General features: G+C 46.4%; 13 protein-coding genes and 2 pseudogenes. 3 read left to right on the top strand and 12 right to left on the bottom strand.

Annotated features, from left to right (window positions below):
* Positions 1-72: 72 nt before the first annotated feature.
* Positions 73-681 (bottom strand): TetR/AcrR family transcriptional regulator, encoded by a 609-nt coding sequence (locus BM412_RS02825; protein WP_091213677.1) that lies wholly within the window; start codon positions 679-681, stop codon positions 73-75.
* Positions 682-723: 42 nt separating this feature from the next.
* Here BM412_RS02825 and BM412_RS02820 point away from each other — a divergent pair, with 42 nt between their 5' ends.
* A complete protein-coding gene (locus BM412_RS02820; protein ID WP_371264702.1) occupies positions 724-1,719 on the top strand; it encodes an NADPH-dependent F420 reductase in 996 nt (331 codons plus the stop codon).
* A 114-nt stretch (positions 1,720-1,833) separates the two neighbouring features.
* Here BM412_RS02820 and BM412_RS02815 read toward each other — a convergent pair whose 3' ends face one another.
* From BM412_RS02815 to BM412_RS02775, 9 genes are all read right to left on the bottom strand, one after another.
* Entirely contained in the window at positions 1,834-2,367 is a 534-nt protein-coding gene (locus tag BM412_RS02815; RefSeq protein ID WP_091213671.1) for a P-loop nucleotide/nucleoside kinase family protein, read from the bottom strand.
* A 120-nt stretch (positions 2,368-2,487) separates the two neighbouring features.
* Positions 2,488-3,603, bottom strand: coding sequence for a Ger(x)C family spore germination protein (locus BM412_RS02810; protein WP_091213668.1), 1,116 nt, complete (start codon positions 3,601-3,603; stop codon positions 2,488-2,490).
* Between the two features lie 13 nt (positions 3,604-3,616).
* On the bottom strand, positions 3,617-4,954 hold the full coding sequence (locus BM412_RS02805; RefSeq protein ID WP_177245629.1) for a spore germination protein: 1,338 nt from the start codon (positions 4,952-4,954) through the stop codon (positions 3,617-3,619).
* Positions 4,951-6,003 carry a GerAB/ArcD/ProY family transporter gene (locus BM412_RS02800; RefSeq protein WP_177245628.1) on the bottom strand — a complete coding sequence of 351 codons (1,053 nt, stop codon included), beginning with the start codon at positions 6,001-6,003 and terminating at the stop codon, positions 4,951-4,953. Before BM412_RS02800 ends, BM412_RS02805 begins: the two co-directional genes overlap by 4 nt.
* Before the next feature lie 129 nt (positions 6,004-6,132).
* A complete protein-coding gene (ahpF, locus tag BM412_RS02795) occupies positions 6,133-7,662 on the bottom strand; it encodes an alkyl hydroperoxide reductase subunit F (protein WP_091213660.1) in 1,530 nt (509 codons plus the stop codon).
* Positions 7,663-7,676: 14 nt separating this feature from the next.
* A complete protein-coding gene (gene ahpC / locus BM412_RS02790; RefSeq protein ID WP_091213656.1) occupies positions 7,677-8,240 on the bottom strand; it encodes an alkyl hydroperoxide reductase subunit C in 564 nt (187 codons plus the stop codon).
* 180 nt (positions 8,241-8,420) lie between these two features.
* Positions 8,421-9,950, bottom strand: a complete 1,530-nt coding sequence (gene ahpF, locus BM412_RS02785; RefSeq protein ID WP_091213652.1) for an alkyl hydroperoxide reductase subunit F — start codon at positions 9,948-9,950, stop codon at positions 8,421-8,423.
* Between the two features lie 137 nt (positions 9,951-10,087).
* The gene (gene ahpC, locus BM412_RS02780) at positions 10,088-10,651 is read right to left on the bottom strand and encodes an alkyl hydroperoxide reductase subunit C (RefSeq protein ID WP_091213650.1); all 564 of its coding nucleotides are present in this window, start codon (positions 10,649-10,651) and stop codon (positions 10,088-10,090) included.
* Positions 10,652-10,983: 332 nt separating this feature from the next.
* The gene (locus BM412_RS02775; protein WP_091213647.1) at positions 10,984-11,169 is read right to left on the bottom strand and encodes a hypothetical protein; all 186 of its coding nucleotides are present in this window, start codon (positions 11,167-11,169) and stop codon (positions 10,984-10,986) included.
* Between the two features lie 111 nt (positions 11,170-11,280).
* Between BM412_RS02775 and BM412_RS02770 the strand changes: the two genes are divergently transcribed.
* A complete protein-coding gene (locus BM412_RS02770) occupies positions 11,281-11,679 on the top strand; it encodes a MerR family transcriptional regulator (protein WP_091213645.1) in 399 nt (132 codons plus the stop codon).
* Between the two features lie 219 nt (positions 11,680-11,898).
* Here BM412_RS02770 and BM412_RS02765 read toward each other — a convergent pair whose 3' ends face one another.
* Entirely contained in the window at positions 11,899-12,375 is a 477-nt protein-coding gene (locus tag BM412_RS02765) for an ArsI/CadI family heavy metal resistance metalloenzyme (RefSeq protein WP_091213642.1), read from the bottom strand.
* Between the two features lie 1,049 nt (positions 12,376-13,424).
* Here BM412_RS02765 and BM412_RS02750 point away from each other — a divergent pair.
* Positions 13,425-13,901 (top strand): annotated as a pseudogene (locus tag BM412_RS02750) (SDR family oxidoreductase); the annotation flags it as partial.
* Between the two features lie 120 nt (positions 13,902-14,021).
* On the opposite strand, the pseudogene BM412_RS02745 reads toward BM412_RS02750, so the two are convergent.
* Positions 14,022-14,357 (bottom strand): annotated as a pseudogene (locus tag BM412_RS02745) (IS3 family transposase); the annotation flags it as partial.
* Positions 14,358-14,478 lie beyond the last annotated feature (121 nt).

Raw genomic sequence — 14,478 nt, 5'->3', positions numbered from 1 at the left:
CTCTTATCTCGGCTTAAATTATCTATCGTAAAAGGAAAGCTTGATTGCTCATGCTTCTCTATCTTCACGCAATCATTGGAGACCTTTTATCAGCGAATCCACGAATTTCTCGCTCGCTCTCCCAAGGTCGTACGAGGAGTCCGAAAGACACCAAGTGATGAAAGCTCCTGTCAAGAAAGAGAACAGATAGTTCACGATCTCTTCTACGGATAACTCCTTTCTGAATAATGATTGTGATATTCCCTCTTCAATAGCTGTATATAACAGCTCCTGCTCCATGCAGTCGGAGAAGAACGAGGGTTCTGACGATTTCTGAGATAAGAGGACAACAAACGTGAGTTTAGTAAGTTCTTCTCCAACGATTAAGGGAAAGCCCAGTGCAACCATCATAAACGTTTTAAGTTTATCTACCGGAGAAGCATCTTTATTGTCCTGTATATACTTTCCGAAATTCTCGTCCATGTATTCGGACATATCATCTCGGTACAATTTTCTGACGATGTCCTCTTTGGACTTATAGTGAATATAGAATGCCCCTTTGGAAAGGCTGCATTTCTCGCAAATTTCATCAACCGTAACGTTGTTATATCCCTTGCTTAGGATGAGCTCCTTCGCGACGGCGAATATCTTTTTCTTCGTGGCTTTCCCCTTCAGGTACCGACTCGTTTCTTTTTCCTTCATTCCCGTAACCCCTCCACTATTACAACTATACCGTATAGGTTTTTGGTTAGTCAAAGCGCGCGCGGGGAATTGACAAACAAAAGTGACCAGAGTATACTGACTTCAGTCACATTAGAACTGACTGCAGTCATATTTGAGTGGCTACATGATAAATTCCAAGAAGGAAGGTTGTTCATAATGAAAATAGCTATTATCGGTACGGGAAATATCGGCGGTAACCTTGCACGGATTTATACTCGAAAAGGGCATACTGTCTCTATCGCGAATTCGAGTAACTCCCAAGCCTTGCACGATTTAGCCAAAGAAACGGGAGCAACGCCTGCAACGGTCAAGGATGTAGCTAAAGGCGCCGATGTTATTATCCTCTCCATTCCTACAAAGGCAATTCTCAATTTGCCGGCGGAATTTCTCGCTGGCCTCGCACCTGAAGCGGTTGTCGTCGATACCGGCAATTATTACCCTTTGCACCGCGACGGCGCAATTGAGCCCATTGAGCAAGGTTTGCCCGAAAGCCGCTGGGTGGAGCAACAAATCAAGCATCCGGTTATCAAAGCGTTCAATGCCACGAATTGGTATAACTTGACGGAAGAAATTCAATCGCAGCTTCCCGGCCGCTTCGCTTTGCCCGTGTCCGGCGACGACCCTGCAGCTAAAGCGATCGTATCGCAATTGGTGACGGAGGCCGGATTCGATCCGGTCGATGCCGGCGGGTTGGATGAATCCTGGCGCCAACAGCCCGGATCGCCTGCCTATTGCACGGATCTCGGCGTAGAGGACATGCGTAAAGCGCTGGCCCAAGCGACCAAGGAGCGCAAACCGGAATCGTCCGGCATTCGATCAAGCGAGGAAGAACTCAAAGCGGCGCAAGAGATGCAAAAAGCGTTTTTCGCGACGCTCGACCAAGCGATCCAGGTTCTGGTGGAAGCGAACCAGTGGACGGAAGCAGCAGCAACTAAACGGCTTATCGCACAATTTATGACCGGCAAATCACCGGAAGCTATTTTAGGATACGTATTCGAGCATAAACGGCTGGACTAAGAGCAAAAGCTTGGAATTATCAAATGATTATTAATTAATTGAACCTAAGAAAAAAGTGTTTAACTTTGCATGAGCAAAGTTAAGCACTTTTTTTGTTTTGTCCTCTTTGAGCAATTATTTATTCAAATACAGCAGTACATCACCTATGTAATGGTCAACCGGTTGTGAGGTGTCTACTTTGGTGCACTGCACGTGTAACGGCCTTTTGGCACGGTTGATTACCTCTTGCCACTTCTCTTCAGGAATATCGACCGGACCGATCTGGGTCATCATTCGCTCTCGGTTTTTCAGCCGATTATTCAGTTCATGGATATCGTTCAATACGCATTCTACATACTTGTATTTCGCATGATGTTTTTCAGATAATGCGGTTCCTTTCTCAACCAAGACTTGATACAAGCAAGGACTATCCAGTATAACGCTATGTCCTTGCGAGAGGTGGAAATCAACCAACGCCCATTCAATATGATACGCGACCCCGCCGGCCCTCTTGGGTTCTACCTCCTGACCCTCTAATTCAAGTCCCTCTAATAATCCTGTTTTCACGATATCATGGTCGATTATTACCGCTTTAGTACGCTTCGCAATTTCCCTGGCAAGCGTTGATTTACCCGACCCGGGAAAGCCGGACATTTGTAAAAAAAACATTTCCCATGACCTCCATCATTTCATTTCTAAAGTCAAAGACGAAGATAACAGGAAATAGGTTTCTATTTTGCTATTTCATAACAAGTAAAAATTCGGTCGTACATAATCCCTTTTCGTTCATCAGATCGTTCTTTTACCTCCATGATCGATATACACCTTCACGTTTACGTTTTTTAAGGAGGATTCATTGATCTTAATCGTTTTCCAGTTCTTTACCCTGCCTCGAAAGAGGTGGTGCCTGAAATTGTACAGATCGATTCCTTTCTTAATATTGGTCTCGTATGTATCCCTTATTTCGCGTGCAATGCTTTCAGAAACTTCATTGGCGACCGACGACTCTTCCCCTTCATCGCTCATCCATTCGACGATATTCCCATGGCTTCTTACATCAATCGTAAAGAAAACCTCTTCTCCTTTTTGGGTGAACTTAATTTTCGATTTCGCTTTCTCCATGGATACGATACCTTTAGTGACCTGTACAGGGGTGCGGATCATATCGGATTCGAACCATCGCAGCCCCATCATCCCTTTTTCTGAAATATAGCCCTGAGACTTGGTTTCGTCCATAACGAAAATCCCATCTATTTTAAGGTGCGGGTCACGTTTGTTTTGATCATTGGACCACTTCTCCGTGTCCAGCGCCAGCGCGGGAATTGTAGTTGTATAACCGGGATCAAGCATGCCGAGTACTAATTCTTGAAAGGTAAGCATCGGATAGATCGAACGTTGGCTGTGGCTGTCTCGCGGCGATTGCATGGAAGTGGTTAATGGACTTAAAGCAAAAAAGGATTGTGCCTTTAATACTTGGTCCACAGGTTCCTTTGTTCCATATACCCACGATGAGTACCGAAACTCTCGATACCTTTTGTAGGAATCGAGTCCATTTCTTCCCATATGGCTAAGCATACGTTCTGAAATCAGAACAGATCTTACGTGGCTCCATTCGAGCTTCCGCTGAGCGGTACTATACAAATCTCCTACGGCCTCGCTTGGCGTTCTGCCAACCCCTCTCCCCACCCATATTTGAGGTTGACTGCCCGAACTGCCTTGTTCGGCATTGGAAGTGGATAGGCTGATAATCTGAATATATGCAATCGTATTCCCCTTGTTATAATCGTATCCGATCGCAGTAACATAAAGGACTTCCTCGATGTTTTTGTAATCCCAGCATCCGGTCAGCAGTAAAGTTACGGTTAGGAGTAAGGCGCCCATTTTAGCACCCGGTTTGATGCTCAAGGATAGCCCTCCTTTACTTGGTTTTATCTTTGGGATGGAGCGCCTTGAAGCGTTCCCTCTTCATATGAAATGGTAAATTGATGATGGAGATGATAATCGGCTTTAATTTCATCTGACTAATAGGTTCCAGATAAGGTACGCCGAACGACTTTAATGTGGCCATGTACGCGATAACGGAAAGCGATGCAATAAAAAATCCGAATAAACCCAATATGCACGATACTAAGAGCACGTATATACGGATGAGCGTGACTGTTCCGCTTAAGGATTGGTTCACGAGCGTGAATGTAGCGACGACCGCAGACGCCGTGACCATTAACATCGAGGGCGAAGCCAATCCTGAGCGAATGGCGGCATCTCCGATAATAAGTCCGCCGACGACTGCAACCGTTTGACCTACCGCCGTCGGCAGCCTGATTCCTGCTTCCCGGAACATTTCAAACAAGCCCAGAATAATGAACGTTTCGATCGGCGCGGGATAAGGGATTCCCAATCGAGCGGTAACGAGCGTCGACAAGAGCGGGAATGGGAGTTGGTCGATATTATAAGCGAATAAACTAACCCAGAAGCCCGGCAAAAACATGGCAACCATAAGACCGACGAATCTAAGCATGCGCTGAAAAATCGTATAGTAAAACGGGAAATGAATATCTTCCGGCGACTTGATGAGCTCCAAAAAGTTGATCGGTCCGATGATGGCCATCGGGGATCCGTCAATGAGGATGACAAAGCGCCCCGTCATAAGGGCTTGAACCGCAAAGTCGGGTCGTCCGATATAATCGACAAGCGGGAAAATGGAGTTGGGCGAATCGCTCAAATACTCCTCCAGCTGAGCTGCGCCTAACAGGACATCAATGTCTATTTTGGCAAGCCGTGCTCGGAGTTCCTTCAGAATCGACTCATTGGTGATGTCTTTACAATAAAGCAGCGCTACCGTCGAGTTTCCGCGCCTTCCGATTTTCACTTGTTCGTAGTTCAGCGATGTTGTCTTCATCCGTTTGCGAATAAGCGCCACGTTTGTTTCTACTTCCTCCGTAAATCCATCCCTTGGGCCTTTGATGGAGACCTCGCTTGTCGACTCCTCAACGCTTCGGCTTCGCGGCTCGGGGAGTTCATATTTAAGCTGATCGGGGAACATCACGACAGCCCCTGCGAATATTTCCTCCGTGATGGATTTCTCAAGCGGTTTCCATTCGTTATTTTGGATCATTTGCTTCCAGTTCGGAATGACGATGGTTTTGAGCCTGTCCATATTTACTAAACTCTCGCAATATAATAATGAGATCTCGCCTATGTGCTCCAGTTTGACATCATGCGCTTCTTGAACTAAGGCTTCTACCTCTTGATTCATGTAAGTACCTTCTTTCTCACACGAATAACCCACGCGTACCCGATTATGGCCACTACAAGCCAGGCTGAATAAGGAATGTAATATTCGCCTAATACGGCTAAATAACTCAACTCCCCCCATGGAATGGCCAAGGCAATAATGAGGAGTAAACCCATTAGGAGCACCGGTAGTTTGGATTGCGGTTTAATGATGTCGCCAATCAGAAATAACATGACGGACGCATTAACTATGGTTAATGTCATCCAAATGAACACGGAAATGAAGTCCATCTTCTCGATATACTCCGTAATTTGGATTAATCGAACTTCGCTATAGATGGGGAAGGATAATCTTGCTGCTTCCACAGGTCCAAATGTAGCCAGCAGCACTGCCGCTATGATGCTGGCTACAACTCCCAGCGTTACACAATTCCAAACAAACTTTCCCCTTTTGACAGCGCCGTCCGTATGATGGGACAAAAACAACAGGAAGGCAATATTGCCCTCTCCACGCCAAGCATCCCACATCGATTCCAGCAATGAGGGGATTGGAGTGGTACCAACTGGCCGGAGAAAATTGAAGTGCACGTATTTCATAGCTAATAAATTTTGAAAAAGAACAGCGAAGAATACCGGAAAAAATACGACGGTTGCCACGATGCCGATGGGCTCAATTCCTTTAACGCCGAGATACATAGCAATACCGACTAAGGCCAATATGACGATGATTTTAGGCGTAAACGGAAGCAGCACAATTTTCGTCCACGATATAATGTCGCGGCAATCAATGAACGCATTGGTCGCTAAGTACAGTAAAGATAGCGCTTTGAATATCGCCGTAACAACGCGACCGACTTGGCGTTTCGATTCAACCATTAAGGATGTATTCGCGTCATAAGCGGCGTATACGATAAACGAAAAGGCGATAAAAGGTACGAGCGAAAGTGCAACAGCTATCCAGGCGTCACGCCCGCCTGCGCCTAATACGGGATTTACAGATGCGGTTTGTAAAAAGGAAATGACAGCGAACGTAATTAATATATAGGTTTGTGCAGCATTGATCTTCGTCACTTTTTCCACCTCCATTAGGTAGAATGCGCCAATTATGGGCCGATTATGAATATCAAGCGGGATGAATGAAAATAAAAAGCCGCCCGTATCCATCAGGATACAGGCGGCTGGAACTAATATAGAACGTTGTTAATGGCGGATGAGATAATCAAAGGCACTTAATGCTGCTGTTGCCCCTGAACCCATCGAAATCACGATTTGATTGTACGGAATGTCCGTGCAATCCCCGCCGGCAAATACGCCGGGCAGGCTTGTTGCTCCGCGCTTGTCCACGACTATTTCGCCGGAGCTAATCCGCTCAAGGCCGTCGCCGAGCCATTCGGTATTGGGAACGAGTCCGATCTGTACGAATACGCCCTCGAGCTCGACATGCTTCTCGGCTCCCGTCACGCGTTCGATGTAGGAAATACCGTTCACTTTGTCCATGCCGGTAATTTCTTTCGTCTGAACGTTCACCAGTACGGTTACGTTCGGCAGACTGTACAGACGATCTTGAAGTACCGCGTCAGCCTTCAATTCCGGAGATGATGCCAGGACGGTGACATGGCTGGCGATGCCTGCGAGATCTATCGCCGCCTCGACGCCGGAGTTGCCTCCGCCGACTACGGCTACTCGCTTTCCTGCGTACAACGGACCATCGCAATGCGGACAATAAGCCACGCCTTTATTCTTGAACTCCTCTTCGCCCGGGACGCCGATATTGCGCCAGCGCGCTCCCGTGGAGAGTATCACGGTCTTGCTCTTCAGCACTGCGCCGTTCTCGAGCTCGACTTCAATGAAGTCTCTCTTCTCTAAACGCACGGCGCGCTGCAGCTTCATAATGTCGACGTTATACTCTTTCACATGCTCTTCGAGACTAGCCGCCAGCTTTGGCCCTTCGGTATATTTCATGCCGATCAAGTTCTCGATCGCAAGCGTATCGACTACTTGTCCGCCGAAGCGGTCCGCCACGATGCCGGTGCGGATCCCTTTGCGCGCCGCATAGATCGCCGCACTGGCTCCCGCAGGTCCGCCGCCGACAACAAGCACGTCATATGGCTCTTTAACGAAGAGCTCCGAGTCGTCGCGCGTCATGCCGATTTTGGTCAAAATCTCGTCGATCGTCATACGGCCGCCGCCGAAAAACTCGCCGTTTAGGAACACGGATGGGACAGCCATGATGTTGTTGCTCTCCACTTCCGTTTTGAATGCGGCACCGTCGATCATCGTATGCGAAATGCCGGCATTTAGGACGCTCATCAGGTTCAGCGCCTGCACGACGTCCGGGCAGTTATGGCAGCTTAAACTGATGTACGTTTCAAAACGGTATTCGCCTTGAATGCTCTTGATCCGATCGATCACGTCCTGCTCGACTTTGGGAGCTCTTCCGCTAACTTGCAGCAGAGCGAGTACCAAGGATGTAAACTCGTGGCCGAGCGGGATGCCTGCAAAAACGATGCCGGTCTCCTCGCCGGGACGGTTCACGCTGAAGCTTGGCGTTCTCGGCAAATCCGCTTTCTCGACTTTGATACGGGATGACATGCCGGCAATCGCGTCCACCAGTCCGAGCATATCTGTCGATACTTGATCATCGCCTGCACATACTTTGAGCAGTACGTCGCCTTCCATCAAACCTAGGTATTGGTTTAACTGTGACTTTATCTCCGGGTCTAATACCATCGTCTATTCACTCCTTAGATCTTGCCTACGAGATCAAGGCTCGGTTTAAGCGTCGAACCGCCCTCTTGCCATTTCGCAGGGCAAACCTCGCCTGGATTATTTCGAACGTATTGAGCTGCTTTGATTTTATTAACGAGCGTGCTTGCATCGCGGCCGATGCCGCCTGCGGTAATTTCAACGGTTTGAACGACGCCGTCCGGATCGATGATGAACGTGCCGCGATCAGCCATTCCGTCCGCTTCGATCAGTACGTCGAAGTTGCGGGAGATCGTGTGCGCCGGGTCGCCGATCATAATGTACTCGATTTTGCCGATCGTATCCGAGCTGTCATGCCATGCTTTATGCGTGAAGTGCGTATCCGTGGATACGGAGTATACTTCCACGCCAAGCGATTTCAATGTAGCGTATTGATCTTGCAAATCGCCAAGCTCCGTCGGGCAGACGAACGTGAAGTCGGCCGGGTAGAAACATACAACGCTCCATTGGCCTTTTAAATTCGCTTCCGATACTTCGACGAATTGACCGTTTTGGTAGGCTTGCGCTTTGAATGGCAGAATTTCTTTTCCGATTAGAGACATCGTGTGTGTTCCTCCTGATGTGTTCTTATTTATAATTATTATAAAGTAATATTAACTATAGAATAGACTGCTGTCAATACCATTATGCTTCCAATTGAAAACAATTATCAATTGCTCGTAATAAAAAGCCGCCTGCATCCTGTAGGATACAAGGCGGCCGGAAGTGAGCATAAGCTGCAATTAATGACGAATGAGATAATCAAAGGCACCTAAAGCCGCGGTTGCGCCCGAACCCATCGAAATAATAATCTGCTTATACGGACTGTTCGTGCAATCTCCTGCGGCAAATACGCCCGGCAGGCTCGTAGCTCCGTGGTTATTCACGACAACTTCGCCGAAACGAGTACGTTCAATATGATCAGGTAGCCAGTCGGTATTCGGCACAAGTCCAATCTGAACAAATACGCCTTCGAGCTCGACATGCTTCTCGGCACCTGTATCGCGTTCGATGTAGGAAATGCCGTTTACTTTATCCGTGCCCGTAATTTCTTTCGTCTGGACGTTCTTATGCACCGTTACGTTCGGAAGACTGTACAAACGATCTTGAAGAACAGCGTCCGCCTTCAATTCCGGAGCGAATTCCAGAACGGTGACATGGCTGGTAATGCCCGCTAGATCAATTGCCGCTTCGATCCCGGAGTTTCCTCCGCCGATGACGGCTACGTGTTTACCGGCGAACAAGGGACCATCGCAATGCGGGCAATAAGCCACGCCTTTGTTCTTGAACTCTGCTTCCCCGGGAACGCCGACATTGCGCCAGCGAGCGCCCGTGGAGAGGATAACGGTTTTGCTCTTGAGTACGGCGCCGTTCTCGAGCTCGATCTCAATAAAGTCGCTCTTATCCAAACGTACAGCGCGCTGCAGCTTCATGACGTCAACGTTGTACTCTTTCACATGCTCTTCCAGGCTTGCCGCGAGCTTAGGGCCCTCGGTGTATTTCGTGCTGATGAAATTCTCGATGCCGACCGTATCCATGACTTGACCGCCGAAGCGCTCCGCCAAGATGCCTGTGCGAATTCCTTTGCGAGCTGCATAGATTGCCGCGCTCGCACCTGCTGGACCGCCGCCGACTACAAGGACGTCATACGGCTTCTTATCGAACAGCTCGGAGTCGTCGCGCGTCGCGCCGATTTTCGCCAAAATCTCATCGATGGTCATGCGGCCGCCGCCGAAAAACGCGCCATTCAAGTAAACGGATGGAACCGCCATGACTTCCTTGCTTTCGGCTTCTTCTTTAAATACCGCGCCGTCGATCATCGTATGCGAAATGCCGGGGTTGAGAACGCTCATCAGGTTTAGCGCCTGCACGACGTCCGGACAGTTATGGCAGCTTAAGCTGATGTACGACTCGAAGCGGAACTCGCCTTGGATGCTCTTGATCTGATCGATTACGTCCTGCTCGACTTTGGGAGCTCTGCCGCTGACTTGCAGCAGCGCAAGCACCAATGAGGTGAACTCGTGACCGAGCGGAATGCCCGCGAACGCAATGCCCGTATTCTCGCCTGGGCGGTTCACGCTAAAGCTTGGCGTTCTCGGCAGATCAGCCTTCTCGACCTTAATCCGGGAAGACATGCCGACAAGTTCATCCATCAGCTCGAGCATTTCTTTCGATACTTGATCCTCGCCCGCGCAGACTTGGATATGCACCTCGCCTTCCATTAAACCAAGGTATTGATTCAGTTGAGCCTTAATCTCCGGGTCTAAGACCATTTCACATTCCCTCCCAAGTGATGTTAAATGATTGCCGCGTTTCAACAACCCAAATGAGAATCATTTTCAGTTGTTGCAAGAAAAAACCGCCTGCACCCGTCAGGATGCAAAGCGGCAGTAGTCATGTACATCGTTCCTTAGATCTTGCCGACAAGATCAAGGCTCGGTTTAAGTGTAGCGCCGCCTTCTTGCCATTTCGCAGGGCAAACTTCGCCTGGATTGTTGCGGACGTATTGAGCTGCTTTGATTTTGTTAACTAGCGTGCTTGCATCGCGACCGATGCCGCCAGCGCTGATTTCAACGGATTGAACGACGCCGTCCGGATCGATGATGAACGTACCGCGGTCAGCAAGACCGGCTTCTTCGATCAATACGTCGAAGTTGCGGGAGATCGTGTGCGTAGGGTCGCCGATCATGATGTATTCGATTTTGCCGATTGTTTCCGAGCTATCGTGCCATGCTTTGTGCGTGAAGTGAGTATCCGTCGATACGGAGAAAACTTCTACGCCAAGCGATTTCAATGTAGCGTATTGATCTTGCAAGTCGCCAAGCTCAGTTGGGCAGACAAACGTGAAGTCAGCTGGATAGAAGCAAACAACGCTCCATTGACCTTTGAAGTTAGAGTCGGATACTTCGATGAATTTACCGCCTTGGAATGCTTGCGCTTTGAAAGGTAGTACTTCTTTTCCGATTAGAGACATGAGTTTGTTTCCTCCTATAGAGCATTTAATTAAAATTATTCTAAACTGATATTAATTCTCGGACGAGCATTTGTCAAGACTTTTTCGGCATCTAATTGATAATTATTTTCAACGAGCCCCCTCGACATCCGAAACCACTGCCACGTGCTAGTATAGTCTACATTAGGATCATTATACAAAAATGCCTCGATTTACGCAGCCTCTTCTAGCTCATTGTGCTGATAGCGATAACAAAGAATCTATATATAGACAAAAAATATAAATAGCCCTCCTCGTTTCTGAACTAAATGTTCAAAATGAGGAGGGCTTCCTGAATCAATAAATTACTTATGTTAACTTTTTTTGTTTTCTTTTTCCAGGTAATCTTGTAATTTCCTTTCAATTTCTTCTCTGCAATCCATACAAATTACTGCTGGATACGTGTTTGGTCCGAAATATTTATATTGATCTGGATAGGCGGTTATCCATCTTATTTCATGACAACGTGAGCAATAAATTTCTATGGAAATTTTGTCCATCTACACCCTCCTCGTACTCCATTTCTACATATGCATTTTATAAAGCCTCGAATAATATCACTAATTCAATCATAAAACTTAAAGTCAACTTCAAGTCAAGGGGTGAATGCGATGGATGAGCTTACGATTGGCCAATTAGCTGCAAAGGCTAATGTAGCCGCATCGACTCTGCGGTACTATGAGTCAATTGGTTTATTGCCCTCCCCTGAACGAAAGAACGGTCAACGGCGGTATGACCCATGTTTGCTTGAACGCATCAACTTTATTAAAGTCGCACAGCAGACAGGATTTCACATTCAGGAAATTGCGATACTACTAGAGGGATATGAAGCAGATCGCCCAATTTCCGACCAGTGGGAGCAATTGGCAAAGAATAAACGATCCGAACTAGAAAATAGAAAGAATCATGTTGATTCGATGATTCAGATTCTAGACAACTGTATAAGTAGTAAAAGCCTGAACTGGACAGAGTGTTTGGAGCAGATACAAAAGACAGGCAAGTGTTGTTAAATATGTTTTGGGCACATCCAATTCTTCAGAACAAAAAGGATGGTGTATGCCATCCTTTTTGTTTTATCTTCATTTAGTTGAAAAAATCCTTTCAAGCGCCTCCCGCTGCGGCGGTTTACTATTTAATATAGAACGAATATTTTTTGCTTTTTGTTCGGCCGCTTCGTTAATCGAATCGCGCACTTCGTTGCATTTCTACGATCCAGCTGGCCCTTCGAATTAACAGCATTTGTTTTTAACACGCATATCTGTAAGTTCCACTTTTTGTGGGGCAGGCGCGACACAGCAAGCATCTTCTTGAGTATTTACGTGATCTTCGGCTGCTTCAAACTCACTATCCTCTTTGGTATAAAACACTTCCCATGGATTACCTTCCGGATCTGATACCCAAATTTTATCCTGCACGGCATAACAGCATGTTGTATTCATTTCATCAAAAGAAACCAGTCCGGCTTCTTGCAAACGTGCTTTTGTTGCCAACACCTCTTCGGTATTCCGTACTTGAAATCCAAAATGATTTAATACCCCCCGGCTATCGTATGGACGAACGTTTAACGAAAAATGCAAAGCAGGATTATCAAGCTCAAACTTGGCGTAGTTTTCTTTGACTTTGGTCGGCACTGCATTAAAAAGCTTTTTGTAAAACTCGAGCGATTGCTCCAGATTTCTAACATTAATGGCCACGTGCATTTTCATGCTTTAACTCTCCTCTTAAATCAATTTTTTTTGATTATTCAAGCAAAAAAAAATTAGCAACACCCGTTTGGTTCAATGTTCGGTCTGAAAATACAGCATAGTGGCTCTGCTAGTAATGATCCAATTTCATCTGCATTCAATTCATTATAACTCCAAGTACCCTTTGTCTCCTTTCTAAATAGGCCGGTGCGGGATTGCTCTTCACTTTCGGCTGAACGTTGAAGCATAAAATTCTCTGGCGTATAAATATTCAGGTGTATGCTGACACCTCCGATAAATCAATTTTTATTGATTTAATAACTTAAGAAAAATTTACCACACATTTACCTTAAGATCAATACTTAATCAAAAAAAATTGATTTATAAAAAAGCAACCGATAGTACGGTTATCAACCGACACGTATCTCTTCCAAAGATTCTCTAGCGCTTCTATATTTGGCGAGTTTCTCTTTAGTGGAATTGAATATAAAACATAAAAAATGCTCCCTTTATAGCAACAGATTTTTAATACCTGTCTGCTATTGGGAGCATATCATATGAGCAGTTCTATTAAAATGCGTTAATTACAACATTGGAGGACTCATTGAAGTAATGAAGATAAGCTCATTCTGATTAAAGAGTTGCTCCTCTACTAGGATTCCGAATTCATTGATACCAGTAACAGTCATCAATACAGCAGGCGGGCTTACATCCATTGTAGCAATCTGTACCTCGTAGGTAACATTTCCTGCTATAAAAAACTCCCTAACATCATATGAGTTTGGGGGCACTATATACGAGAGATGGTATGCAGTGTAGAAAATACTGGAATCAACGGAAGCAAAAATCTGTACGATAATTGTTGCTGCGCTTGTCAAATCTAGATTTCTTGTACTTACAACAATGTTAGTTGAAGCTGTGCCAAAGTCTCTAGTATTCGTTACAGGACCAGTAGTATAAGGCATGGCGTCTCACCTCACTTTCTTAGAGGACATGCTATATTCTATGAAAATTATGAAATAGTGCTTGGGCCGAGACTATAAAATATGTAACTTTTTACATTTTTTACAATTCATCGAAACGGGCTTATGCCGATCCGTCCTATGGCTGAGGTCAACACCGACGAGTGGGACGCGATGATCGATATCAACATCAAGGGGGTACTCTATGGCATCGCCTCGGCTCTGCCGTTATTCCTTTCCAAAGGAACTGGGCACTTTATCAACGTAAGCTCGGTTGCTGGGATTAAGGTCTTTTCGCCTGGCGGCACGGTCTACTCAGGCACGAAATTTGCGGTACGCGCGATTTCCGAAGGTTTACGTCATGAAGTTGGCGATAAAGTCCGGGTGACGTCCATCGAACCCGGTGCCGTGGATAGCGACCTAAAGTACAGCACCACAGGCACATCGCAGTCTGCCGTGATGGATTTCTACAACATCGCCATCCCCGCAAGCGCGGTGGCTCGGGCCATTGTTTTTGCCATCGAACAACCAGCGGATGTCGATATTAACGAAATTGTTCTACGTCCAACCGCGCAGGACTTCTGACCTTCCCAACCTTCTATGAATTCCTTGTTGGAATCAACCGACCGAGTAACGTTCTGCGCGCAATAAAAGAAACGGCAGCTCCATTAATTGAAGTGACCCCTTAAAGTTAGACAAATATTATTAGGCAACCTGTTGGGCATGAATTCGGTATTGTACCGGACTCATGCCTTTTAATTTAGCCTTGATACGTTTGTGATTGTAGTAGTTCATGTTTTGTGCCAGTTCTAGCTTAAAGTGATCCACACTTTCAAATTCATTAAGATATAGAAACTCCGACTTCATAATGCCAAAAAAGTTCGCATGCTGGTACTGTTTCATTTGATAGTGCCAGCCTTGATCCGAATGCAGGAGAAGTTCATCCTCTTCAGATAAGCGTTTAAATGCCTGATTCAGCATTTCAGAGACTAGAGAGTAGGTAGGGCGAGACGCTACTGTATACGTAATAATTTCACCGTTAGCTTGTATGACACTGCTACCTTTTGAAACGTCCAAACCTACCACAGGTTCCATAACAACCTCCTGAACAAACTTGCCGGCACTCCCGCGATGGTTCCAAACCCATAGCTTCGCTTGTGAT

This window comes from Paenibacillus sp. BC26 (genome assembly GCF_900116125.1).
GTDB lineage: Bacteria > Bacillota > Bacilli > Paenibacillales > Paenibacillaceae > Paenibacillus_Z > Paenibacillus_Z lignilyticus.
This window is presented reverse-complemented; position numbering and strand designations above follow the sequence as displayed.

Excerpts from the sequence above, each read along its gene's own strand:
- BM412_RS02815 (WP_091213671.1), bottom strand. The coding sequence starts at position 2,367 with ATGTTTTTTTTACAAATGTCCGGCTTTCCCGGGTCGGGTAAATCAACG.
- BM412_RS02770 (WP_091213645.1), top strand. The coding sequence starts at position 11,281 with ATGGATGAGCTTACGATTGGCCAATTAGCTGCAAAGGCTAATGTAGCC.
- BM412_RS02805 (WP_177245629.1), bottom strand. The coding sequence starts at position 4,954 with ATGAATCAAGAGGTAGAAGCCTTAGTTCAAGAAGCGCATGATGTCAAA.
- ahpC (WP_091213656.1), bottom strand. The coding sequence starts at position 8,240 with ATGTCTCTAATCGGAAAAGAAATTCTGCCATTCAAAGCGCAAGCCTAC.
- BM412_RS02775 (WP_091213647.1), bottom strand. The coding sequence starts at position 11,169 with ATGGACAAAATTTCCATAGAAATTTATTGCTCACGTTGTCATGAAATA.
- BM412_RS02825 (WP_091213677.1), bottom strand. The coding sequence starts at position 681 with ATGAAGGAAAAAGAAACGAGTCGGTACCTGAAGGGGAAAGCCACGAAG.
- ahpF (WP_091213660.1), bottom strand. The coding sequence starts at position 7,662 with ATGGTATTAGACCCGGAGATAAAGTCACAGTTAAACCAATACCTAGGT.
- ahpF (WP_091213652.1), bottom strand. The coding sequence starts at position 9,950 with ATGGTCTTAGACCCGGAGATTAAGGCTCAACTGAATCAATACCTTGGT.
- BM412_RS02765 (WP_091213642.1), bottom strand. The coding sequence starts at position 12,375 with ATGAAAATGCACGTGGCCATTAATGTTAGAAATCTGGAGCAATCGCTC.
- ahpC (WP_091213650.1), bottom strand. The coding sequence starts at position 10,651 with ATGTCTCTAATCGGAAAAGAAGTACTACCTTTCAAAGCGCAAGCATTC.